Source organism: Paenibacillus andongensis, assembly GCF_025369935.1.
Taxonomy (GTDB): Bacteria; Bacillota; Bacilli; order Paenibacillales; family NBRC-103111; genus Paenibacillus_E; species Paenibacillus_E andongensis.
Genome location: NZ_CP104467.1, coordinates 1,596,947 through 1,620,593, shown reverse-complemented (window position 1 = coordinate 1,620,593; position 23,647 = coordinate 1,596,947). Strand labels below are relative to the sequence as shown.

Genomic DNA, 23,647 nt, shown 5'->3' with positions numbered 1-23,647 from the left:
GCTATAAAGGTATGAGTGCTAAATCGTTCTTGCAAAATTTGCCATATTATAATTACTTTCGAACATAATACTTGCAGACACCAGGTTTTGCCTAATAGTGAAATCGAACAAAATTTCACCATGCGTCCAGCTTTTCTTCCGTTTCAATGATTCAATGGCCATCTGCCGAAAGGATTGATATTGCTGCTCCGTCAAACCTTTGGTCGTGGTTGCAGGCAATACGCCGTCCTTACTTTCAAACGGAAGGTGCTTAATACCAAATTTACCAATTTCGTTGTTGCGAATGTGAACAAATACAGTACCGGAATTCACGTGAGATAGCTCTTCTTTGATCTTTCTAAACACCAAATCGATTTGTCTAGCGAGTGGCATTTGATCCAAATTCATTACTTTCCTCCTTAAGTTTTAATATTTTACTTATTATGTAATTTGTGCGACTGTAGACCTATTATACTCACAGCATTTACAGAATTCAACAGTTTATTTACATTATTCACACAATTCTTACTATTTTTTATGCAATGTTAATATAAGTCCCATTTCGATTGTAAGAAACGAACGATATTTGTCGAAATGATGTAGAATATTTCCAGATTCAATGTTATAATTTGCAAGCATACATCATGGATTCCTACACAAATAAACAAATTTCGCAGAGGAGTCGGTCGGATTGGATAAAGTATCATCCTTATCGTTCAGAAAGAAACTGCAACTTGGTTGTTACGCACTTATTGGTTTGAACTCAATCTTCATGCTGATTGTTACATTTGCCTCAGATTGGAATCGCTTACTTGGTATAATCTTCCTGCTTGTTATTCTTGGAGGCAGCTACCCGTTCATTCGATGGTTCGAGAATCAGCTAACGGAACCTATTGCTGATTTATCCCGAATAGCCCTCAACATTTCCAAAGGAGACTTCTCTCAAAAAGTAACCGTAACCTCAGATGACACACTTGGACAGCTTGGCCAATCTTTTAACAAAATGATAGATAAACTCCGCGATATTCTTCGCGACACAGGTAACATCTCGAAGCAGGTTTTTCAAACAAGCCGCGATATATATGTGAAAAATGAAAGCTTCCGTACAGTCCTAGAACAAGTGAGCATTTCGGCCCACGAGCTCGCCTCAGGTGCCGGGCAAATTTCAGAAGAAGTTTCCGGTGTTTCGATCACTTCCAAAGATATTGAAGTGAGAATCGAGGGCTACGCCGGATCTGCCAAAGAAATGAAAGACCGCTCAGATCAGATGATGACTCTTGTAGAAAAAGGACGCACGTCCGTTGAAAGCCAAGGCATCGGTATGAAACGAAATGTAGAAGTTACACAGCAGGTGTCTGATACAATCGACATGCTGGCACGTCAAGCTGAAGGCATTAGCAGTGTTACTCGTTCTATATCCGAGATTGCTGAGCAAACGAACCTCTTGTCCCTCAACGCTTCCATCGAAGCTGCTAGAGCAGGCGAACACGGCCGGGGCTTTGCCGTCGTCGCACAGGAAGTGCGCAAGCTAGCTGAAGAGTCAACCTCTCTTACTCGTGAAGTATTCGGTTTCGTGAAGAGCATCGAGCAAGGCATTCAAGAAGCCATTCGCAGCATTCAAGTGAACGAAGATGTCGTGAAGAAACAAACCGTGTTAATCGAGCAAACCGAAATTGTCTTCGCTGAGATTGTCGGAAGCGTAAGTTTTATTTCGGAAGAAATTACCCGCTTCGCAGAAGAAAGCGAGCAAATGCTAACAAGCTCCGAACAAATTGCTGCGGCGATGGAGAACATATCGGCGATCACGGAGGAATCAGCGGCTGGTACACAAGAAGTTTCCGCTTCTATGAATGAGCAGATCGCTACGGTACAAGGGATCGTTACACAAGCTGAAGAGATGACGCGTGTTGTCACACAATTACAACAGACGATTCAGATTTTCAAATTATAAGCTTTATTCATGCAAAAAAAGGCTCTCCCATTTTCAAGGGAAAGCCTTTTTTCTCATGCTTAAACTTTAGCTTCTGTCAGTTTCATGAACTGCTTCACATCTTGAGCTGCCATATCGACAGCGCTTTGCCAGAAATCCGGCTCAGTCAGATCAACGCCGAGATGCTTCTGAGCAAGCTCCTCCACGTTCATGCTGCCCGTGTCTCTAAGCAAAGAGATGTACTTGTCTTCAAAGGCTGCGCCTTCCTGCACCGCTCTCGCGTAAATACCTGCACTAAACAGGTAACCGAACGTGTAAGGGAAATTATAAAAAGGGACATCCGTCGCATAGAAATGCAGCTTAGCCGCCCAGAAATGCGGGTGATAGCTGCTTAACGCATCTTTGTAAGCAAGCTTCTGTGCATCCACCATGAGCTCGTTCAAACGTTCCACACTTACTAAACCTTGACTTCGCGCTTCGTAAAAGTTCGTCTCGAAGATGAATCTCGCATGGATATTCATGAAGAAAGCGATCGCGCGCTGGATCTTATCTTCGAGTAAAATGATGCGTTCTTCATCTGTAGAAGCACTTTTCACAACTGCGTCAGCTACAATCATTTCAGCGAAAGTAGACGCTGTCTCAGCGACATTCATCGCGTACTCCTGCGCTAATGCAGGCATATCCGTCATGACATGCTGATGATAGCCGTGACCTAGCTCATGCGCTAATGTAGAAACATTGTTTAGCGTTCCGCCGTAAGTCATAAAGATACGCGTCTCACCCGCTATCGGGAAAGATGTGCAGAAGCCCCCAGGTCGCTTCCCTGCTCGATCCTCGGCTTCGATCCAGCGTTTCTCAAAGGCTTCTTCCGAAAAGGCTGCCAGCTTGGGACTGAACCGTTTGAATTGATCGACAATCAGCGTAGCGCCTTCGTCATAAGAAATTTTCTTTGAGGAATCTCCAAGCGGCGCATCCACATCAACCCAAGCCAACTTATCAACACCTAGCAGCTTCGCTTTACGGTTCAAATAGTCAACGAAAATATCTTTGTTGCGGTCGATCACTTCCCACATGACATTCAGCGTTTTCTCTTCCATGCGATTGATTGCAAGCGGTTCTTTATGTATGCTTTTCCAACCTCTATATTTATAAACCTGAAGACGGAAACCTGCCAGATGGTTTAATGCTTCGGCGCAATATTCCTCTTTATCCGTCCATGCTTGTTCCCATTTTTCAAACAGATCCAGTCGTTCTTCACGATTCTCAGTATGCAGTTTATTAAACGCTTGACCGGCGGAAAGCTCCACTTGTACACCGTCAATCTCCACAGGCATACGGAATTGACCAACGGTCGTATTATACAGATCTCCCCACCCATGATAGCCATCAACGGCCAAATCATTAATTAAAGCTTCCTGCTCTGGCGGCAGCTTCTCTTGGGCCAAGGCACGCCGCTCATGGAGTGGAAAAGCTATGGCTTTGAACGGCTCTTTCTGCAGCAGATCTGACCATACATCATCTGGGATCCCCGTCAGAATTTGATCAAAATGGGTAAGCGAAGACAAATGCTCTGCAAACAAGCTTTTGACTTGTCCGCTAAGTACAGGCGCTTTCTTATCCTTCTGATTATCCGCTAACAAGCAGCCTACGAAAGAATCCGCCTCATGGATATGCTTCAAATTATGCTGGAACAATTCAATCAGTCTCACTAGCGAATCTGTATCTTCTGCCTGCCCAGGTGAAGGGGTATTTCGTACTTGTTCTTGAAAAGCAGCAATCGATGCTTGAAGCTCCTTTAGATGAGCTGCGAATGCAGAAGACTCGCTTCCCCCAGGAAAAAAGGTTTCTAAATTCCATGTTTGATTAAGAGGTAAATTAAGCAAAGCTATCACCTTTCCTTTCCATCTTTTATTAAATCATAAACGCCACCTGATCGCCAATAATACTCATCTTGCTCATTGCTTATAGGCAAAAAGTATGATTCAATTATAGGTAGTTCCACACCATATATTCGGAACAGGATGGGTGATTTCAATTATGAAACCGTTACAAATTTCTCCAGAAACGGCCGTTAAGCTGGCTGAACAGCTTAAGGTGCCTTTAGAACATCTCATGCATATGCCACAACATATTTTACTACAAAAATTAGCGGAGCTCGCTAAAGCTTCCTCGACGGAAAATAGCGACCCAGAATCGAAGTAAGCTTTGATCCCTTTCGCTAACACTTGGCCTTATGACATTATTATGAAGGACATTTATGTGGCTGAGTGTCCCTTTTGCCATAGCCCCAATGTGCTGCTGCCACTCAAAATCAACGAACTGACGTCCATTCACGAAGGTAAAAAAAAGCTGCTTGTGTTTCCTTGCTGCCATAATAAGCTGACGCTCGTCGACACAGATCGCGATTATTTATTGGCGGACACCGCAATACGCAAATGAATCGTAGTTTCACGAAATCAGATAATCAAAAAATGAACGCTTAACCATTCAAGGGATTGAAGTCAACTCCCAGAATGGATAAGCGTTCATTTGATTCATACGACAATAATTCATTAGGTAGCTTGTTTCATTTCGTCTGGAAGTTCCATACGAATGGCAAGCATATCTTCACGGGTTGCTATCCATTGTTCACGACTTGCTCTAATCATGCCAGCATCCATAATCTTACGGTCATTAATAATGCGTGAAAACCATTTGACCGCCTCATTGAAGCGGCTTAATCTGCGATTCAGTTCTCCAATTAAGTACATGAGTCTTGCATTATTGAGGTCCATTCCTTCTGTTTCATACACACTGACATATGCGTCCAAGGCAAACGTTAGGAAACGCTCCTCCTGCTCCCAGTCTCCTTTGGAACGATACAGCCACGCCAAATGATGTAGAAGACCTGCTACAACGCGGGACTTCTCCTCTTTAATCTGCGCACTGAGAAGGGCCAACTTGTAACTGAGAAGCGTATCTTCCCAGGTTCTTTCTCCGCAATAGTTGCGCATGGACCAGTTTTGAGCCACTCTCTCGTAGAAGACTTCCCGCTGCGCCGGTTTCCATTTATCCGAATAGTTCTCTGTATGCGCATATCCGCAAAACGGACAGACCCTTACAACATAGAAGTCGGGGTTAATCTCTTTATAATGAACACAGAAATCAGTATCCGTTTTGCTAGCCTTCTTGAAGCTTGGGCGAACCTTCATCGTTTTGTAGGAATTCTCGCAATATGTGCACTTCACTGAAATTTCATATAAAGGTTCGACCATTATTGAAACCCCGCCTTCACTAATGATGTATGTAGGGAAGAAGAACTACTCTTCTTTGGATGTGTTTATAAAATGATAGGCAGAACCTTTCAGCCGTTCAAGTAAAAAATCTCGTAAATCGGGCGGTAGTCCTACTTCCACCATGGCTTCCGACATACAGCTTAACCATGCATCTGCACGTTCTACCGTAATAGGAAATGCCATATGTCTTGCTCTCATCATCGGATGTCCGTGTGTATCTGAATACAAGGTTGGACCACCGAAAAACTGACTTAAAAACATGAACTGTTTATCTATAACAGGTCCAATATCAGAAGGGAACAGAGGCGATAGTAGTGGATTTTGCTGAACTTTTGGATAAAAGGCTTCCACGAGTCGGCGTATCGTCTCCGCTCCCCCCATCAATTCGTACAACGTGCTGCGATCACTTTCTGACATTAGGGCAAACCTCGCTATTCGTCTTACTTTAATAGTTTTCTAAATCCTCATCCCCTGCATGCATGAGCGTTTCTCGAATGACAAATACGAACATACATACAAACAAACCAGCAATGACACCTGTCATTTGAATCACTCCCGCTGCCTAGGATATAAGACTTTACTAGTTCTATTTTACCATAAAACCAAGCTGTGAACAGTACCAAAGTCTAAGTATTTTGGGACGGCATGTATGTCCCATGCTGCTCATATAGTTGAGTAGGAGGAGGTATCCAATCTCATGCAGAAACGAAATTTCACTGCTGCGCTACTCATGGCTTTTGTTGTTGTTGCTATTATTCTATGCTTATTTGCGTTCCCTCATGACGGCCTTCAAGCAGCCTTGCGCGGCGTTTCCATTTGGTGGGATGTGCTCTTTCCCGCACTTTTCCCTTTCTTTGTCCTATCCGAAATTATGCTTGGCTTCGGTATCGTTCATTTCTTCGGTACGCTGCTCGATCCGATGATGCGTCCCGTCTTCCGTATCCCTGGCATCGGCGGCTTCGTTATGGCGATGGGCTTCGCAGCCGGTTATCCGGTAGGAGCGAAGTTAACCTCCCAGCTGTGGGAGCAGAAGCTTGTCAACCGGGAGGAAGGTGAACGACTCGTTGCATTCACAACAAGCTCCGATCCGATTTTCTTAATCGGAGCCGTTTCGATAGGCTTCTTCCACGATGCTTCTTTGGCTATGATCTTGGCTATTGCTCATTATGGAGGCTCCGTGCTTATAGGTTTAATGATGCGATTTCACGGCAGGAAGAGCCTGCCTACTTGGCAGGAGACCAAGGGCAAGGGCTGGGTCTGGAAGCGTGCTTTTGAAGCGATGCACTACGCTCGAACTAACGATGGCAGATCTATAGGCACATTACTGAGTCAATCCATCCTACAGTCGGTCAGCTTGATTTTCGTAGTAGGTGGATTAGTCGTTTTCTTCTCAGTTGTTTTAGAAGTCTTAACCGCAGCGAAGGTCATGAATACGATCTACCTGCTCATCGCTTCCATCCTGCAAATCACAGGACTCCCCCATGAGTTATCACAAGCAGTAATGAATGGTTTGTTTGAAGTAACACTAGGGGCGAAGGCTGCCGGGAATGCTCCCGCGTCGCTAGCTCTCTCCAGCAAAGTGGCTATCGGCGCTTTTATTTTGTCATGGGGAGGCATGTCCGTTCATGCTCAAATTGTTAGCTTATTAAGTCATACGAATCTGCGTTACTTGCCATTTGTCACTGCGCGCTTCATCCATGCCTTGCTCTCCGCTGCTATTGTTCTCGTTTTTTGGGAGCCTATGCAAATTTTTCGAGAATCCAAAGCTGTTTTCTTACCTCAATATGATTCGGCTTCTCCTGTTCTCAGCTATCTAAGGCTTATGCTGCCAATTAGCGGAACGGTCTTCCTTGGTGCTTTTTCTGTCATTGCCGGCCTCTTTGCTGCATATTCCTTACTTAAACTCGTGTATGAAAAGGTTGGTGGAACAAGATAATATGGGTAATCACGATCATGATCATAAAGGGAGAGAACATCCAGATATGCAAGCAGCCTTCCCCCAAGTAGCGAAACTTCTGCCTCCTGCAATTGAGCGTTTGAATGAGCTGTCATTCAACTTATGGTTCAGTTGGAACCATGACGCCCTGCAGCTTTTTGCACAAATGGATCCTGTCAAATGGGATCAATGCGGCCATAATCCTGTTCTATTACTTCACCTTTTGGACCATTCACAGATTGAAACCGTCAGCGGAAACCAAGATTTTGTAGCCAATTATCAACAAGTCATTGCTAAGTTCGATGCTTATATGAATGGCACCACTTGGTTTCAAGAAAAGCATCCGGATCAAGGTTATGTCAAAATTGCATACTTCTCCGCAGAGTTCGGCTTTCATGAATCTTTGCCGATTTATTCAGGAGGACTGGGAATCTTAGCCGGTGACCATACGAAATCTGCCAGTGATTTGGGTATCCCTTTGATTGGTGTTGGACTTCTTTATAAAAAAGGTTATTTCACGCAGAAAATCGATGCTTCCGGTGGTCAGCAAAGTGAATTATACCCTTATGACTTCACCAAGCTTCCGATCGAACCTGTGCGGCAAAATGGCCAGCAGATCGCCGTTTCCATTGATATGCCTGGTCGCACCATCACCTTACAGGTTTGGCGTGTGCGTGTTGGCCGTAATGCGATCTATTTGCTGGATGCCGATCATGAAGCCAACAATCCAGCGGACAAAGAGCTGACCGCTCAGCTGTATGGGGGCAATCAAGATACCCGGATTGCACAGGAAATGGTTCTTGGCATTGGAGGCGTTAAGGCGCTTCGGCTGCTTAACATCTACCCGAACGTGTACCATATTAACGAAGGGCATGCGGCTTTTCTCACGCTGGAGCGACTGAAGGAGCTTCTGCATCTAGGTCTTCCCTTTCATGTGGCGGTTGAAACCGTTCGCTCAGCCACTGTATTTACGACCCATACGCCTGTGCCTGCGGGGCATGATACATTCTCCATCGAGATGGTGGAACACTATCTCGGGCCTCTCCTGAGTGAGCTGTCGCGGCACAAGCAGGACATTGTAGCACTAGGGCTCGATCACCATACGGGTCAATTCAATATGACCCATTTGGCCATGAATACAGCCGGACTGCGCAATGGGGTCAGTAAGCTGCACGGTCAAGTATCCCGAGAAATGTTCAAAGAATTTCACGGTCACATCGATGCGAGCGAAGTTCCCATCAGCTCCATTACGAATGGTGTACACCTGGATACATGGACAGCGCCGCAATGGAAGGAACTGCTTGATCGTTTCCTGCCTGGTTCATGGCGGGAAGAACAAGCCAATAAGCATCAGTGGGCGCAAATCGAGGTCATTCCAGATGAATCCATCTGGAAAGTGCATGGGCAGCTGAAAGAAGATTTAGTTCGCTACGCCAGGCGAAATTTAGTCGAGCAGCGAAAGCGCAACGGAGAATCAGAAGAGCGGATCGAGGAAGTCAGACAGTATTTGAATCCCAAGGCATTAACCATTGGATTTGCCAGAAGGTTTGCGACCTATAAGCGAGCTAATCTCATTTTTAATGATTTGTACCGGCTTAAGAAGATCATCAATGATCCCGAGAGACCCGTACAATTTATTTTTGCTGGCAAGGCTCACCCTGCCGATTACCCAGGTCAAGAGCTTATCCGTGAAATTTATCGCGTTTCGCAAATGAAAGAATTCGTCGGTAAAATTGTTATTCTCGAAAACTATGACATGAATATGGCTCGTTATCTCGTTCAAGGCGTAGACGTCTGGTTAAATAATCCTCGCAGACCTCTTGAGGCTAGTGGAACTAGCGGACAAAAGGCCGCCATGAACGGGGTACTTAATTTCAGCGTACTCGATGGCTGGTGGGAAGAAGGCTACAACGGCACGAACGGCTGGGCTATCGGTTCCACAGGAGCAGCGGACTGGGCTGCGCAAGAGAAAGAAAATACACAAGCCATCTATCACATTTTAGAGAAAGAAATCATTCCACTGTACTACAATCAAGGAGCACTCCCACACCAATGGATCAGCCGCATGAAGCGTTCTATCCAATCGCTTAGCCCGGTCTATAACACGCATCGCATGGTGCAAGACTACACAGAGCTCACCTATCTGCCGACAGCTCAGCGAGCCCGACTCTTTGTTTCTAATCACTATGATGTTGCAACTAAAGTTGCCGATTACAAACAATTCATCCGTACGAACTGGTATCACGTGAAAATCATTGGCATAGATGACCGCTCTGCCAAATTATCATCGGAAGTCCCGTTAAACGAGATAAAACCTTCTACGAAAGAAATTACGACGCAAGTTAACTTCGGCCCCATTTGGCCGCAAGATACGGCAGTAGAAGTCATTTATTACGAGGAAAATGGCGAAAAATGGGAGCAAATAATCATTCCAATGGAACCTATAGGCGAACTGATTGAACAGATGCAGAGCTATAAAGCGACCATTCCATCACATCTCATTCATGGACCTCACTTCTCTATTCGCGTTCGCCCCATCTCATCTAACTTCGCACATTCCTTTGAACTTTCCTTAGTCACCAGCACATTATCGTGGCAGTAAATACGTGAATTCCTAGATAAAGCCCCGTTTGGGGCTTTTCTTATTTTCTTTTATAAATTATTATGAATAGAGAACATACGGTATGTGCATGCGTTTGTGAATGCAAATCTAACCACTTGGTGATGCTATGGATTGGAATAAGGCACTGGAATTGGCATATATCGCACCGAATGCGGATTGTCATTTGATCATTGTCGGAGAATGTAAAGATGGGCAGCCTTTTTGCTATGAAGAAAATTTCTCCATTGATAAAATAGGTGAAACTTCATTCACCGTTTGTTTAGAGCTGTCCGGAACTTTTCCATTCGACAAATTAGAGCATATTTCTTTCATTGAGTTTTCTTTTAAAAACCGTGGAATTTTATATTACGCCTATGTCGATTTAATTCAACTTGAATTAAAGAAGACCATATGTTACCTTTCGCTATCCATTCCCGAAGAAATTCATCATCATCAGAACAGAAGGTACAGCCGAGCTAAGCTCTCCCTTCGAACACCGATCACACTGCGTATTGTTGGCATCCGCGGCATATCTGCAAGCAAGGGAGTCGCCTTTTCCGGACAACTGCTTGATATTAGTGCCAGCGGGCTTTCTTTTGTTACGACGAATCGGCTTTTCTTTCCCTTATTTCTGGAATTCAGCTTCATTCTCCCCGGATATCCCCACCCTATTACAGCCTATGGTGAAATTATAAGGGTGACGAATTTCAGTAATGATTCTTACCGGGTCGCCGCCGAATTCCGACATACACCTGAATCGATGCTTCAGGACATTGATAAATATTGTTCGATAACAAGCTAATGCTTACGAAGAAAGTTTTGCTAAAGCAAAACTCAGTTTATGCTTACGATGCAAGTTTTCTTACGAAAACTCTTAGGAGGAAATCAATTGAAATACAACGTCATTGAACGAGGCGATGACATCTCCAAGGGGCTGACAGAGCGGTTCCATAAACTCGCCGCAGAGCAAGGCATGCCGAGGGATGAAGAAAATCCCGACATTGTCCTTTCTATTGGCGGAGATGGCACGATGCTGCAGGCTTTTCATAAATATGTGCAGCAGCTTGACACAATCGCTTTCGTTGGTATCCATACAGGACACTTAGGTTTCTTCGCAGATTGGAAACCAGATGAGCTGGATCATCTAGCTTCATTGATGTTCAGCGTCACTACCCCCGAGGAGCTGCGCGTTGTACAGTACCCCGTCGTTGAGATTGAAATTACGACAGAAAAGGGCTCCGAGACGCATCTGGCGCTCAACGAATTTACAATACGAGGAATCGAAGTATCGCTAGTCGCGCGACTTCACGTTAACGACGAAATGTTTGAAATGTTCCGCGGTGACGGGATTTGCATCTCCTCGCCTGCCGGCAGCACAGCTTACAACAAAAGCTTAGGCGGGGCAATGGTTCACCCTTCGCTCGAAGCCATTCAAATTGCAGAGATTGCTTCGATTAACAATAGGGTCTACCGCACACTCGGCTCTTCCATGATTTTACCGAAGCATCATCACTGTGACATATATCCCAAGGCGCAGCAGAATATGCTTTTATCACTTGATCACTTGTACTTGCAGCGAAACGACGTTGTTTCTATCCGCTGCCGCGTAGCAGCCAACGTGAAGGTTAAGTTTGCCAGGTTCCGTCCTTTTCCTTTCTGGAATAGAGTTCGGGAAGCATTTGTTGGGTTAGAAGTAAAATAAACAAATAAAAAGACGCCCCTCACTCCGCTTAAGAATGAGAGGCGTCTTTTGGTTTAACTGCATTAAAGAGTGGTTGTAATCACTTCAGAAGGCACTTGCTGCTTGGCGCCATTCACTTTTTCGATAATGAAATACGCGCAGCCGAAGTTGCAGTACTCATTCAAGTAATCTTGAAGAGCAGCGATTGATGTTTCCTTGGTCGCTTTAGGATGGATTTCTTTAAAAAAACCTCTCAGCCTTAGCTGGCTGTAACCCCAATCACCGACAATATAATCGTATCGCTCCAACACTTCGCTAAAGCGTTCCTTAAAAACTTCAAAATTCCAGCCATTCTTATGGTCTGTAACGAGCTCATATGTTTTATTTGCAATATGAATCATGATGGTAGGAAGCTCTCCTTTCTATGATCCGTTCGTTCATTTAAACGTTCGATGCGGCTTGAACTTGTTCATGGGCATGGTACGAGCTGCGTACCAATGGCCCCGACTCTACGTGCTTAAAGCCACGTTTCATGCCCTCTTCTTTGAGCATGGCAAACTGCTCAGGCGTATAATACTTGGCTACAGCCAAATGCGTTGTAGACGGCTGCAGGTACTGCCCAATCGTCATAATGTCGCAACCAACTGCGCGTAAATCCTCCATCGTTTGCAGCAGCTCGTCCCACTCCTCGCCCACGCCAATCATGACGCTGGATTTGGTTGGGATGTTCGGAGCAATGCGCTTCGAACGCTCCAGAAGTTCAAGAGAACGGCGATATTTCGCCTTCGAGCGGACGCGGTCTGACATGCGTTCAACAGTCTCCATATTATGGTTCAAGATATCAGGCTTAGCCTCAAGAACCGTGGCCAGTGACTCTTCCCGCCCCAAGAAATCGGGGATCAGCACTTCGACTGTGCACATTGGCAATTTGCGGCGAATCGCTTTGATCGTTTCAGCGAATATCATCGCGCCGCCATCTGCTAAATCATCGCGCGCTACGGAAGTGACGACACAGTGACGCAGTCCCATTTGTAAAGCGGCATCCGCTACACGTTCTGGCTCTTCAAGATCCAGCTCGGTAGGCAGCCCAGTTTTGACCGCACAGAAACGGCAGGCTCGGGTACAAATATCGCCCAAAATCATAAAAGTGGCTGTACGATTGGCCCAACATTCATGAATGTTCGGACATTTAGCTTCTTCACAAACCGTATGCAGCGTCTTGGAACGCATCATTGACTTTATTTCTTTGAAATTCTCATCTGTCTTGAGATTGATTTTTAACCAGTCTGGTTTTCTCTCTAATGGCTTTGTAGGCATTATATTTCCCGCCTTTAATTGGTTTCTCGTTCTTGTTATTATAACATGAATGACTGACAAAACAATCCACTTTGCCAGTCAGTTGTGATACACTTATCAAGATGGCCAAAACAGCTTAACCTTATCACGTAAAGGCTGTATGGGAGGGAAGAAACATGAGCATACAAGAAGTAACACGAGAGAAAGACCGCAAGCTCGGAGAAATTTTAAGAGGTATGGGCCGAGTATTAATCGCCTTCTCCGGAGGGGTTGACAGTACATTCGTCCTCAAACGCGCGCAGCAGGAGCTCGGAGATCAAGTTTTAGCCGTCACTGCAGCATCTGAAACGTTCCCTTCTAGGGAATTCGATGCCGCTGTTGAACTAGCAGAACAAATCGGTGTCCCCCTGTACAAAACAGAGGTCAAGGAACTGGAGAACGCGAATTTCGTCGCGAACAATCCAGATCGCTGTTACCATTGCAAAACGGGACTTTATTCACATTTGCAGCAACTAGCCAAAGACTTAGGTTACCCCTATATTCTGGATGGTTCGAACATGGACGATCTCGGTGATTATAGACCGGGTCTACAAGCCAAGAACGAGCAAGGCGTCCGTAGTACTTTGCAGGAGTCCGGCATGACCAAAGACGAGATCAGACAGCTTTCCAAAGAGCTCGGACTACGTACTTGGAATAAACCGTCTTTTGCTTGCTTGTCCTCTCGCATCCCTTACGGGACACAAATTGAGAAGTGGAAAATCGACCAACTGGACGAAGGCGAATACTTCTTGTCCCAGCTTGGATTGTATCAGGTGCGCGTACGTCACCATGAAAAAATTGCCCGGATCGAAGTTATGCCGGATGAGATTCATAAAGTCGTTGAACACCGTGATGCGATTTATGAAAAGTTCAGCAAGCTCGGCTTCACCTACGTGACGCTCGATTTACAAGGTTACCGCACAGGCAGCATGAACGAAGTCCTGTCCAAAGAGACGAAAGACAAGGTGAAAGAAGCATCCTTATGATGGACCTAGAGAAAATCTTAAAGCTCGTCCAGGCGGGCGATCTGGACGTAGAAGAAGCCAAAAAGCAAATCATCAAGGAAGGCAGCGCCGCAGGCCCGGCTAACCTTGATCTTGGATTTGCTCAGCTCGACATCGATCGCGAGAAGCGTACGGGCTTCCCCGAGGTCATTTTCGGGGAAGGCAAAACCGCCGAGCAGATCGAGGCGATTTTCCGGCGGCTGATGGAGCACACCGACCGCGTGCTCGCTACGCGCGTAGACGCGGCCAAAGCCGCCCATGTTACCGCTGCCGTGGAAGGTGTCACCTACCACGAAACAGCGAGGTCGCTGACCTGGTTCAAGCGGCCCATGCTTAAAGTCCACGACGGCTATATCGCCGTCGTGTGCGCAGGCACCTCCGACCTCCCCGTGGCGGAGGAGGCGGCCCTTACGGCAGAATGCCTGGGCAGCCACGTTGAACGTATATTCGACGTGGGTGTCGCTGGCATTCACCGGCTCTTCCGTCGGCTGGAGCTCATTCGCGGTGCAAACGCGATTGTAGTCGTTGCCGGCATGGAAGGCGCGCTCGCCAGCGTCGTCGGCGGACTAGTAGCCAAACCGATCGTGGCTGTGCCTACAAGCATCGGTTATGGCGCGAACCTTGCAGGTATCGCCCCCCTGTTGTCGATGCTAAATAGCTGCTCACCAGGAATCTCCGTAGTGAACATCGACAACGGCTTCGGAGCTGGCTACTATGCAGGACTCATAAACAAAAATATGTCGAAACGAGCGTGAGATCCTACAATGCGCATTTTATATTTAGACTGCTTCTCCGGAATCAGTGGCGATATGACCCTTGGAGCTTTAGTAGATGCGGGAGCAGATCGAGCTTACATAGAAGATGAGCTTACCAAAATCAAGCTAGAGCCGTACATGTTGGAATGGAAGCGTGTCGTTAAGCGCGGTATTTCCGCCATGAAGCTAGATGTCATTCTAGATCCACAGCATCCACCAAAGCACCATCGTCATTATTCAGAAATCGTACAAGTCATTCAACAAGCAGGATTCAATGAGCGTGTAACAGCTCTCAGCTTAGCTATCTTCGAAAAGATCGGTATTGCTGAAGCCAAAATCCACGGCATTCCCGTTGAAAAAGTACACTTCCACGAAGTCGGAGCCATAGACTCCATTGTCGATATCGTTGGTGTGGCCTTAGCTATTGACTCTCTGCAAATTGAGCGCATCTTTGCCTCTCCAGTACCACTAGGTTCAGGAACGATACATATCGATCATGGTATATATCCCGTACCGGCTCCGGCAACACTGGAAATGATGCGAGGGTTACCCATTGCTTCAACCAGCTATAACCTAGAGATGACTACGCCAACTGGTGCCGGTATTATTTCCGGAATCGTGGACGAGTTCTCCAAAAGCTTTCCTCCTATGATCGTTGACACTATCGGTTACGGGGCAGGTACAAGAGATTTACCTAATCAACCTAATGTGCTTCGCGTTGTAGTCGGTAAAGTTGATCCTTATATTGGAAAATGGCAAGTAAGCCACGAACACCTTGCACACGAGCACGGTCATGGTCATGGACATACACACGATGATCACCATCATCACCAACATGAACATTCACATACACACCCTCACCATACATGAGCCTCCAAAGAGGCCGATAATAAAATTGCCAAAAACGCCTCTTCCTTCAAATCAGGAAGAGACGTTTTTTTGTTTTTGTTGTATAAACTGCATCCTAACTTCCTCGTATACCTGCTTCAAAGGTACTTGATGCTCCTTAGCAATTTGTTCGCATTCTTTAAACTCTGGTGCATATTGTACCAATTTCCCTTGGTGATAGCCGACTTTTACCGTTAAAAGTCCCCATCTTGTTAGCACTTGCTCGAATTCTCTAGCCAATCTATGACAGGAAGCATGCATATAGCGGATGCCAAGTGTCGTTGTCTCGCTAAAAATAACTTCCTCTACAACAGGGAGCCGCCCACCTTCAACCAGCACGTTCAGCATAATCCCTGGTCTGCCTTTCTTCATAATAATCGGAACTACAAATACATCGTTCGCACCTACTTCAAAAAGCTTATCCATTATATAAGAAACCCACTCCGGGTTCATATCATCCAAGTTAGCCTGAATTAACAGCATACTATCGTCTACATGCTCATCCCTATGATTAAAACTCACGATCCTCACCTCTTACAGCATCATAGCAAAAATCGGATAACAACGAAAGATGCAGGGATAAACATTCGCAGAAGAGTACATCCTAAGAACTAACATTTAAGGAAGGATGATAGAGATGAAAAGCAGACCGTATTGGTCGCGGGTTCTTGTTCTTAGCCTCCTCCTATCAGCAACCGAATTCGGGACTCTCTCAGGCAATGCTGAATCCCATGCCGCTGTATCTGACCAAATTTTTACCACAGCTCCGTCTAAGGTTAACCCGAACTTGAATGCTGAGAGGAAAGAGCTATTTGAAAAAACAAGCATCTTGTCGGGCATTCCATGGGCTTACCTTGCCGCAGTTGATCAGTACGAAAGAACGATGAATATCGCGAAAAAAAGACCCGTGCATCAAGGAATTACCAGCATCTACTTCCCTGAAGCAGATTGGGTGGGCTCATTAAATCCAGACCAGCAAGATACGAATCCAAAAAGCATCTCCTTCTTTCATGGTTACGGACGAGATGGTTCAGGTGACGGCATCGCAGATCGAAACAACGATTTAGACGTATTGGCAGCTATGGCCACACTCATGAGCAATAATGGCAACCAAGAAGAAAATTTACAAATTAACTTATGGAATTATTATCAAAACTCGCGCAGTGTTGAACGTATCAAACAATTCGCTACAATCTATGCCACACTAGGTACCCTCGATGTTTCTGAGCATGCTTTTCCATTGCCGGTGAACGCAGACTACTCCTACCGCAGCACATGGGGAGACAGTCGCGGATGGGGCGGGCATCGTTCCCATGAAGGAACAGATTTATTTGCGGGTTATGGTGTTCCTGTACGAAGCACTTGCTATGGCATTGTGGAGATTAAAGGCTGGAATCCCTACGGAGGCTGGCGGATTGGTATTCGAGATGTGAACAATATTTACCACTACTACGCCCATCTCTCTGGTTATCAAAAAGGAATCAAAGAAAACGATATTGTAAGGCCTGGACAAACCATCGGCTGGGTGGGTAGTTCCGGTTATGGTAAGCAAGGAACATCAGGTAAATTTCCGCCTCATCTTCATTTTGGACTTTATCGTGATAACGGGCTTACCGAATGGAGCTTTGATCCTTACCCCTCCCTTCGCAAATGGGAACGAGAAGACCGGATGAAAAAGAAAAAATAAAACCGCTCCATTATTGGGGCGGTTCTTTTTTTGTCTTGCTTTCTTGCGTTGAAACTCCTTCTGTCTTTGGTGTTATTGTAGTTCCGCCATTCGGTATGCTAGGCAGCGATAAACTTGGTGGACTCGCATCCTTATTACTCCCCACAGGCTTTCCTTTATTATCATAATAATAGGTAGGGACATCCCCAACCACGAGAGAATATGAAATAGGAATTTCTGTTTCCACAATTTCAGTATCAGAATCAAAGGGAATAATCACCGATACTTCAGCAATAATACGAACATATACTTCAAACATAACCATATTGATTCCCGCATTTTGAGAACGTGTATTCAAATCAACCTTTACAGTCCCAACTGGTAGCAGCCGAATTGGAATATCAGGGCCAAATGAAGAAAGAATCGCACTATTCATCGCTTGCCCAACCGGAATATGCTCAGAAATACTTTGCAAATCTTTCAGTTCACCTTGCACAGTTTTAATCGTATCCGCAGTTATACGCATATGTTCATTATAATTAAGCATGAAGCCTGTTATTTTACCATTTTTATCCATTTTCCAATCAATTAATTGCTCCGCACTCGTACTTCCAGCCACATGATCCGCTATAGCACTATTAATCGCTTGTGTCGCTATCTGCTTGATACGTACCTTTGCCAAATTCATCAGCGGAGGTCTAAGATTGCGTTCTACGAAAATAAAAAACTGCACGGTAAATAAGACAAAGATGAGAAGACCGATCAACAGCACCTTTTTGCGGTTTGTTTTCCCTGTAGGTCTGCTTCTCCAGCGTCTCCTTAGCAGCATCCCATTCCCTCCCCCAGCCACTTAAATCAATTAGTACTACCTTATGCGGACATGGAGTGAAAAAGAAGGCGCGTTCCCTACAGCAAGTCCTATCAACACTCATACGTTCAGTTCCTTTGTTAACCTATCTATTCTCCGTCCCCATTCCATTTGTGCCTCGTCCATGCGTATCCCGTATCGTCTACACATTATTTTATCTGAAACCCCATCCACCTAACCCGCTTCCCTCCTTTTAAGTTATCCCCATCATTTAGTATCCTCTCAAATCTGGATCATATCGTCTCCGCGTCTTCTCTTCTGCGACCCATAATCTCAGCTGCTTCTCATGTACGTCTTATTCGTATCATCTCACTCCAGCGTCACATCGGTCTCAACTTCCTCTCATTTGTGTCTCAACCCTCTTATCTTCTTATTCTTGCTGCTACCCATCATCTAAGCATCTTTTCACATGCGTCTCATCCATTTCGTATCTTCTAACAATGCAAAACATCATAATAGCATCTTCCCACTTGCATCGCATACTTTCCGTATCTTCTCACGTCTGCCCCCATCGTCTCCGCAACACCCAAGTTTTCTCACTCATCCTTCCGTCGACAAAAAGTGTCTTGTTGTCCTGATCTGTTCTGTTTGTTCTGTTTGTTCTGTTTGTTCTGTTTGTTCTGTTTGTTCTGTTTGTTCTGTTTGTTCTGTTTTGTTCTGATCTGATCTCCTCAGATCTGCTCTGATCTGATCTTGTCGGTTCTGTTTGGTTCTGATCTACTCTGGTCTGATCTGATCTTCTCTGTTCTGCTCTGCTCTGCTCTGCTCTTCTCTGATTTGTTCTGTTCTGCTCTGTTCTGCTCTGTTCTGCTCTGCTCTTCTCTGATTTGTTCTGTTCTGTTCTGTTCTGTTCTGTCCTCCCTGTCTGCGACATGAACCTCATCTTATTAGTATCTTCGCTCTCACGTCACCTCACTTTGCATCCAACCCTACTTTTCTGCACTTCTATGGACACTATCCCAATCACTCAGAAATCAGAAAATAACCTCGATCTTCAAAGAAATATTTTCCACATTCCATTGATATAGGATCGTATGTTTGGTATAATACTAATAAGAACGTATATTCTCATATCGGTGTAATGGAGAGGTGCATATGAATTTTGCAAGTATGTCTCTTGATCAATTTCAAAATCATTTTTCAACTGATAGTGCTTGCATCGAGTATATTTTCCATACTAAGTGGCCTGATGGTTTTAGTTGCCCGCGTTGTAAACACAGACATGCTTATGTGACAACTACTCGGCGTCTTCCGCTTTACGAATGCTGCCACTGTCGACATCAAACGTCTCTTATTTCCGGGACAGTTATGGAAGGAAGCCGAACTGAACTAAGTAAATGGATGCTGGCTCTTTTTCTATTCTCTCGTTCCAATAAAGGTACAACCGCAACCGAACTTTCTAAACTTATTAATGTTACTTATAAAACGGCCTGGCTAATCTTACATAAAATCCGCTCTATGATTCATAGTTCCGATAATCAAACTCCGCTTTCGGGCTCAGTTTGTATTAATTCGGCTATCTATGGACGACCTTATAATCCTTCTGTTCACAAACATCCGCAAGAGCACCTTCTTCTCATTGGCTCTTCAGTAAATGAATGGAATGAGTCTACCTACCTCAAAATAAAGCACGTTCTTCTTGCGAATCCAAAAGAAAGACATATTCCTCGTTTTGAAACAAAAGCCTTCCATCAACAGCACATTGAATCCGATACCCAAAATATTGAGGTTGTCACAGGTTTTTATACCCTTTCACGACTTCGCCCATTGCTCGTATTCGCTAAACAAGCTAGTAAATGGATAAATAACACCTTCCATGGCCTCGGACCCAAGCATTTACAAAAATACCTAGACGAATTTAGTTATCGACTGAACCTTTCTTCAAAAAACATACCTATTTTTGCCCATTTAGCTCAACTCTGCTTCAAATCGGTTAGCTAATAATAAGACTATTAGCGGTATTCTATTTGACCATTTCAATTTCTTGTCATATATAAATAAAACTTAGTTTCAATTGAGGAACAACTTGATCACACGCACGTACGCATAAATACATAAATACATACATACATCTTACTTGCCTACTTACTTACTTACTTACTTACTTACTCACTAAACTTACTTTCTACTTACCTTTCTTATTTTCATACTTATTTATTTACTTATTTATTTACTTATTTACTTACTTATTTACTTACTTTCTTTCTTACTTTCTTTATTACTTTCTTAATTTCTTACTTTCTAGCTTGCTTACTTACTTTCATGTTTGCTTTTCATTCTGAGTTAAAGGGATAGTGAACATAGGGAATGGAAGTGAATGACCACCTTTGTTGAAAGGTGGTCATTCACTGGATTCATAATTTGGGGTTTGGGGTTTGGGGTTTGGCTCCTGGTTCTTGAGTGTTCTGTGTTCTGTGTTCTGTGTTCTGTGTTCTGCGTTCTGTGTTCTGTGTTCTGTGTTCTGCGTTCTGCGTTCTGCGTTCTGTGTTCTGCGTTCTGTGTTCTGCGTTCTGCGTTCTGCGTTCTGCGTTCTGCGTTCTGCGTTCTTCGGTCCTCGGTTTCTTGGTTATTGATTCTTCTATTTTCGGTTCTTTGCTTCATGGGTCTTCTATTTTCGGTTCTTTGCGTCTTGGTTCTTCTATTTTCGGTTCTTGGTTTTCGATTCTTTGCTTCTTGGGTCTTGTTCTCGATTCTTAGCTATTTGGTCTTAGTGCTTGATCTTGGTTCGTTTTTATGGCCGGCGTCTTATAGATAATGGTTTAATACCGGTCCATGATTAGTTGTGTTTTTAGTGAATCTTGAGCGAGGAACCAGCCTTTATTTTGTAGATAGGTAATTAATTCATCGTGCTTAGTGGATGCTGTCGATTCACTATTTGTTTTAAATGAAGCTTCAACAATGTATTCAGTTCCCGTACCAGTTGCGTTAAGAATTGGCCATACTTCGATATAAAGCTGTTGGCCGCTCCATGTTCCGATTGAACGTTTAGCTAGGACAGGACCGTAGACACGAGAAGAGGCAAGCTTGCTAGTCCCCCAACCACTGTAGAGCCAATTATTAAATTTATCAGGTGCATTATTGATCAGAAGACTGCGGGAATCGGTCAGGTTTGGGAGATCCATACCGCTATAGCCTGATTTACTACCTGTCTTTGGACGTGTGATACTTAGTGTCTTCTTCTGATATCCCCACTCGACTTGTGCCTCATAGCCCGTGTCGCCGGAATCAAAGCCTTGTTGGTTTGCGAGTGTTAAGGCACCATTAATATCGTTGTCAATAACGGCATAACGCTTTTTGTAGGTAAGCTCGAAGTCGTTTTCTCCCTCTGTCTTACGAATCCTTGGACTCCAGCCATTGTTATAAATATCCTTGGCGTTCGTGTCCAGGAACTCGACGTTCATCTTGGTCACGCTATCAGGCATGCCAAATGCACTCTTTACGCTGCTTGTAAGTTTAAAGTCTGATCCAAGAACTGCGCTTGGGTTAAGGAGAAGCTTCACTTCATAATTCGGTACCATGTTGCTAGCAGCTGCTACAGGCTGGGGGGCTCCGCCTAGACTAGCAAGTAAACTAGTTCCTACTACGGCCACTAGGACGACCGTCATAGCATTTTTCTTTAACATGAATTCATCTCCTCTTCCATTCTGGAAAGTTTAACCTTTCAGATTGACATTAATGGAAGAATGTCAGTGGACGATTACCTACACATGTATTTATTGTAAAACTGTTTCATTTTATAATTTCTCGAAGTTCATCCCAAGATTCAATCCTAGGCAGGTTCAAGTGCTGATTATACGATCTATCTTTCACATATAGGTTCAATGGGAGGTGTGACAAGGTTTCCAGAACGGCCGGTTTGTCATCAAAATAATAATCCAAGTTCAGTTTTTCAATAATATGTACTTTCTCGGAATCACTCATCCCACAATAAAAATGTCCCTCAACTACCGGGAAACCATTGGCTATTAACCAGTTTTTCGTTCGGTCTGTATGCTCTTTGGCCCTTGCCGTGATATAGTACACCTCATGACCTTGTTGCACTAGTTCCTGCAAGATGTCAACGGCGTGTGGAAAAGAGGGACACTGCGAATAATAAATGTCATCGCGAAGGCTAAACCACAGCTTGCCTCCTTCTTCTTTCGTCAAACCGAAGGCACTGTGGATTTCCATCGTCGTTAAGGCGTGGAACGCGTCCAAGCCAATATTTTGCTTTAGTTTATGGTTATAAATATGAAAGGCATGTTCTCTTAAATTAATTAGTGTATCATCGATATCAAAGCCGAATTTCAAGGTTAACTCCTCATTTCACGGATATACTTGGCTGCCGGAGCAATTCCCTTTATTATTTCCCCTTATTCCTTCAATATAAGTCCAAAAAGACTTGCAAAAACAGAGGCTTGTCCCCTCGAAATGATGCAGCCGCGCAAATCCTCAATACTCACACCTAAACTTGTGAATTCACAGCTGCTGATATCAATTCCTGCAAGCTTTACACCCGTGAATTGTACACGGTCCAGCTGACAATTATCGAAATATACTTTTTGCAGCGTGGATTCGTAAAAATCGGCACTTAAAAGTGAACACTCTTGAAAAACAATCTGCTTAAAATTAGCCATACGAAAGGTCGCATAGTCGGCCAAGCATGTATGGAATAAGACGTTTCGAATGGTTGCTTCTGTCAGGTCAATGCCCATGATTTTGCAGTTTCTAAATTCAGTCCGATGGATTGTTGCTTCACCAAAATCAACGTTGGATAGATCGCATTTCTCGAAAATAACATCAGTCAGCTCGATGTCTTTCATTGATATTCGAGTAAAAGTGACATTACGAAATATCACTTTATCAAACGCGACTTTATATGCGGACTGATTGTCAATGATACAATCACTTATTAGACCCGTATGAAAGCTATCTTCCGGCTGCATTTCCTCATTTGGCAGTGTAATGGCAGGTATTTCTTTGGGGATCTTCGGTGTTTCTATTTTGGGATTGCTCATCTGGTACTCCTTTGTATCAAGTGATAGGGCAAAAAAATAAGCCTTACGGCTTTTTGAACATTTACTCTTTGGTTTTTAGCGCTTCCTCTATACTACCATCTCTTCTTCCCGCCAGACAAATCTTGATCGCTTAACCCACTCAATTTCTCATACGATCCTTTCCACATCAAATAAATGGATTGAATCTGGATAAATTCCTCGTCCGCCGGTCCCGCTCCTTGCATGAACATAGCTTCTAACATTTGTTTGTAAAAAGTCATTCGTTTATGAATAATTTGTTTCTCCATATCTATAATTTCATCCAAGGTATGATAATCCATAAATGACTTTATATCGTCGGGAAGCTCTTCATCCTGTCGTTCTTCTCTAGGTGAAGGACTAGGTGTAGACGTGCTTGTTCTATTACTTAAATCAACCGTCGTCCGCAGTTCTGACAATAGGATATTCTCTTTCGCGCACATGACATGAAAGTATTTATTTTTGAGCAGTTCATTAATTACAAGCTGACACATATCTTTATTCCGTATTAACATACCATCAAAGGGATGAAGTGTCCAAACATGATCTTTCTCATATATATTGAAAGTGAACCATTCATTGGCATACAAAATTCTGGTATTAATTGTAGACTCATCAACAATCTCAAATGTAAAATCCAGCAACGTTCAGCCCCCTCCCCAGCTTTACAAATCTATTCTTATATTCTACCAAAACTTAACAAAAAAAAGAAA

At 44.2% G+C, this 23,647-nt stretch carries 24 protein-coding genes; 12 read left to right on the top strand and 12 right to left on the bottom strand.

Annotated elements, in window-relative coordinates; translation table 11 throughout:
* Window positions 1-18: 18 nt before the first annotated feature.
* A complete protein-coding gene (locus tag NYR53_RS07515; RefSeq protein ID WP_171640948.1) occupies window positions 19-387 on the bottom strand; it encodes an O-methyltransferase in 369 nt (122 codons plus the stop codon).
* Between the two features lie 283 nt (window positions 388-670).
* Here NYR53_RS07515 and NYR53_RS07510 point away from each other — a divergent pair, with 283 nt between their 5' ends.
* Window positions 671-1,930: a methyl-accepting chemotaxis protein gene (locus NYR53_RS07510; protein ID WP_261304600.1), complete on the top strand. Its 1,260-nt coding sequence runs from the start codon at window positions 671-673 to the stop codon at window positions 1,928-1,930.
* 59 nt (window positions 1,931-1,989) lie between these two features.
* Here NYR53_RS07510 and NYR53_RS07505 read toward each other — a convergent pair whose 3' ends face one another.
* Complete coding sequence (locus tag NYR53_RS07505; protein ID WP_261304599.1) at window positions 1,990-3,792, bottom strand: M3 family oligoendopeptidase; 1,803 nt, start codon at window positions 3,790-3,792, stop codon at window positions 1,990-1,992.
* A gap of 154 nt (window positions 3,793-3,946) precedes the next feature.
* On the opposite strand from NYR53_RS07505, the gene NYR53_RS07500 reads away from it, so the two are divergent.
* Window positions 3,947-4,111: a YycC family protein gene (locus tag NYR53_RS07500; RefSeq protein ID WP_082562639.1), complete on the top strand. Its 165-nt coding sequence runs from the start codon at window positions 3,947-3,949 to the stop codon at window positions 4,109-4,111.
* A 3-nt stretch (window positions 4,112-4,114) separates the two neighbouring features.
* Window positions 4,115-4,348, top strand: coding sequence for a hypothetical protein (locus NYR53_RS07495; RefSeq protein WP_261304598.1), 234 nt, complete (start codon window positions 4,115-4,117; stop codon window positions 4,346-4,348).
* Window positions 4,349-4,461: 113 nt separating this feature from the next.
* Here NYR53_RS07495 and NYR53_RS07490 read toward each other — a convergent pair whose 3' ends face one another.
* Both NYR53_RS07490 and NYR53_RS07485 read right to left on the bottom strand, forming a co-directional pair.
* Window positions 4,462-5,163, bottom strand: a complete 702-nt coding sequence (locus NYR53_RS07490; RefSeq protein WP_261304597.1) for a DUF2225 domain-containing protein — start codon at window positions 5,161-5,163, stop codon at window positions 4,462-4,464.
* A 45-nt stretch (window positions 5,164-5,208) separates the two neighbouring features.
* Window positions 5,209-5,601, bottom strand: coding sequence for a globin domain-containing protein (locus NYR53_RS07485; RefSeq protein ID WP_261304596.1), 393 nt, complete (start codon window positions 5,599-5,601; stop codon window positions 5,209-5,211).
* A 280-nt stretch (window positions 5,602-5,881) separates the two neighbouring features.
* Here NYR53_RS07485 and ylbJ point away from each other — a divergent pair, with 280 nt between their 5' ends.
* From ylbJ to NYR53_RS07465, 4 genes are all read left to right on the top strand, one after another.
* Window positions 5,882-7,120, top strand: coding sequence for a sporulation integral membrane protein YlbJ (gene ylbJ / locus NYR53_RS07480; protein WP_261304595.1), 1,239 nt, complete (start codon window positions 5,882-5,884; stop codon window positions 7,118-7,120).
* Between the two features lie 46 nt (window positions 7,121-7,166).
* Window positions 7,167-9,722: an alpha-glucan family phosphorylase gene (glgP, locus tag NYR53_RS07475; RefSeq protein WP_437180167.1), complete on the top strand. Its 2,556-nt coding sequence runs from the start codon at window positions 7,167-7,169 to the stop codon at window positions 9,720-9,722.
* A 127-nt stretch (window positions 9,723-9,849) separates the two neighbouring features.
* Window positions 9,850-10,524, top strand: a complete 675-nt coding sequence (locus tag NYR53_RS07470; protein ID WP_261304593.1) for a flagellar brake protein — start codon at window positions 9,850-9,852, stop codon at window positions 10,522-10,524.
* An 87-nt stretch (window positions 10,525-10,611) separates the two neighbouring features.
* Window positions 10,612-11,424: an NAD kinase gene (locus tag NYR53_RS07465; protein ID WP_261304592.1), complete on the top strand. Its 813-nt coding sequence runs from the start codon at window positions 10,612-10,614 to the stop codon at window positions 11,422-11,424.
* A gap of 62 nt (window positions 11,425-11,486) precedes the next feature.
* Here NYR53_RS07465 and NYR53_RS07460 read toward each other — a convergent pair whose 3' ends face one another.
* On the bottom strand, window positions 11,487-11,804 hold the full coding sequence (locus tag NYR53_RS07460; protein WP_261304591.1) for a YutD family protein: 318 nt from the start codon (window positions 11,802-11,804) through the stop codon (window positions 11,487-11,489).
* Window positions 11,805-11,844: 40 nt separating this feature from the next.
* Window positions 11,845-12,759, bottom strand: a complete 915-nt coding sequence (gene lipA / locus NYR53_RS07455) for a lipoyl synthase (RefSeq protein WP_261306298.1) — start codon at window positions 12,757-12,759, stop codon at window positions 11,845-11,847.
* Between the two features lie 116 nt (window positions 12,760-12,875).
* Here lipA and larE point away from each other — a divergent pair, with 116 nt between their 5' ends.
* Genes larE through larC form a run of 3 tightly spaced genes read left to right on the top strand, consistent with a single transcriptional unit; the run spans window position 12,876 to window position 15,367 of the window.
* Window positions 12,876-13,724, top strand: a complete 849-nt coding sequence (gene larE, locus NYR53_RS07450; protein WP_261304590.1) for an ATP-dependent sacrificial sulfur transferase LarE — start codon at window positions 12,876-12,878, stop codon at window positions 13,722-13,724.
* Window positions 13,721-14,497: a nickel pincer cofactor biosynthesis protein LarB gene (larB, locus tag NYR53_RS07445; RefSeq protein WP_057307614.1), complete on the top strand. Its 777-nt coding sequence runs from the start codon at window positions 13,721-13,723 to the stop codon at window positions 14,495-14,497. The genes larE and larB overlap by 4 nt, the downstream gene beginning before the upstream one ends.
* 9 nt (window positions 14,498-14,506) lie before the next feature.
* A complete protein-coding gene (gene larC, locus NYR53_RS07440) occupies window positions 14,507-15,367 on the top strand; it encodes a nickel pincer cofactor biosynthesis protein LarC (protein WP_261304589.1) in 861 nt (286 codons plus the stop codon).
* A gap of 51 nt (window positions 15,368-15,418) precedes the next feature.
* On the opposite strand, the gene larC2 is transcribed toward larC, so the two are convergent.
* Window positions 15,419-15,907, bottom strand: a complete 489-nt coding sequence (gene larC2, locus NYR53_RS07435) for a nickel pincer cofactor biosynthesis protein LarC2 (protein WP_261304588.1) — start codon at window positions 15,905-15,907, stop codon at window positions 15,419-15,421.
* Between the two features lie 115 nt (window positions 15,908-16,022).
* On the opposite strand from larC2, the gene NYR53_RS07430 reads away from it, so the two are divergent.
* Entirely contained in the window at window positions 16,023-17,072 is a 1,050-nt protein-coding gene (locus NYR53_RS07430; protein WP_437180135.1) for a M23 family metallopeptidase, read from the top strand.
* A 10-nt stretch (window positions 17,073-17,082) separates the two neighbouring features.
* On the opposite strand, the gene yunB is transcribed toward NYR53_RS07430, so the two are convergent.
* Complete coding sequence (gene yunB / locus NYR53_RS07425; RefSeq protein ID WP_261304586.1) at window positions 17,083-17,880, bottom strand: sporulation protein YunB; 798 nt, start codon at window positions 17,878-17,880, stop codon at window positions 17,083-17,085.
* Between the two features lie 1,134 nt (window positions 17,881-19,014).
* Here yunB and NYR53_RS07420 point away from each other — a divergent pair.
* Entirely contained in the window at window positions 19,015-19,860 is an 846-nt protein-coding gene (locus tag NYR53_RS07420; RefSeq protein WP_261304585.1) for a transposase, read from the top strand.
* Between the two features lie 818 nt (window positions 19,861-20,678).
* Here NYR53_RS07420 and NYR53_RS07415 read toward each other — a convergent pair.
* The 4 genes from NYR53_RS07415 to NYR53_RS07400 form a co-directional block, all read right to left on the bottom strand.
* Window positions 20,679-21,542, bottom strand: a complete 864-nt coding sequence (locus tag NYR53_RS07415) for a hypothetical protein (RefSeq protein ID WP_261304584.1) — start codon at window positions 21,540-21,542, stop codon at window positions 20,679-20,681.
* Window positions 21,543-21,648: 106 nt separating this feature from the next.
* Complete coding sequence (locus NYR53_RS07410) at window positions 21,649-22,209, bottom strand: 5' nucleotidase, NT5C type (RefSeq protein WP_261304583.1); 561 nt, start codon at window positions 22,207-22,209, stop codon at window positions 21,649-21,651.
* Between the two features lie 62 nt (window positions 22,210-22,271).
* Window positions 22,272-22,916 (bottom strand): pentapeptide repeat-containing protein, encoded by a 645-nt coding sequence (locus NYR53_RS07405; RefSeq protein WP_261304582.1) that lies wholly within the window; start codon window positions 22,914-22,916, stop codon window positions 22,272-22,274.
* A 92-nt stretch (window positions 22,917-23,008) separates the two neighbouring features.
* On the bottom strand, window positions 23,009-23,578 hold the full coding sequence (locus NYR53_RS07400) for a hypothetical protein (protein ID WP_261304581.1): 570 nt from the start codon (window positions 23,576-23,578) through the stop codon (window positions 23,009-23,011).
* Between the last annotated feature and the right edge of the window lie 69 nt (window positions 23,579-23,647).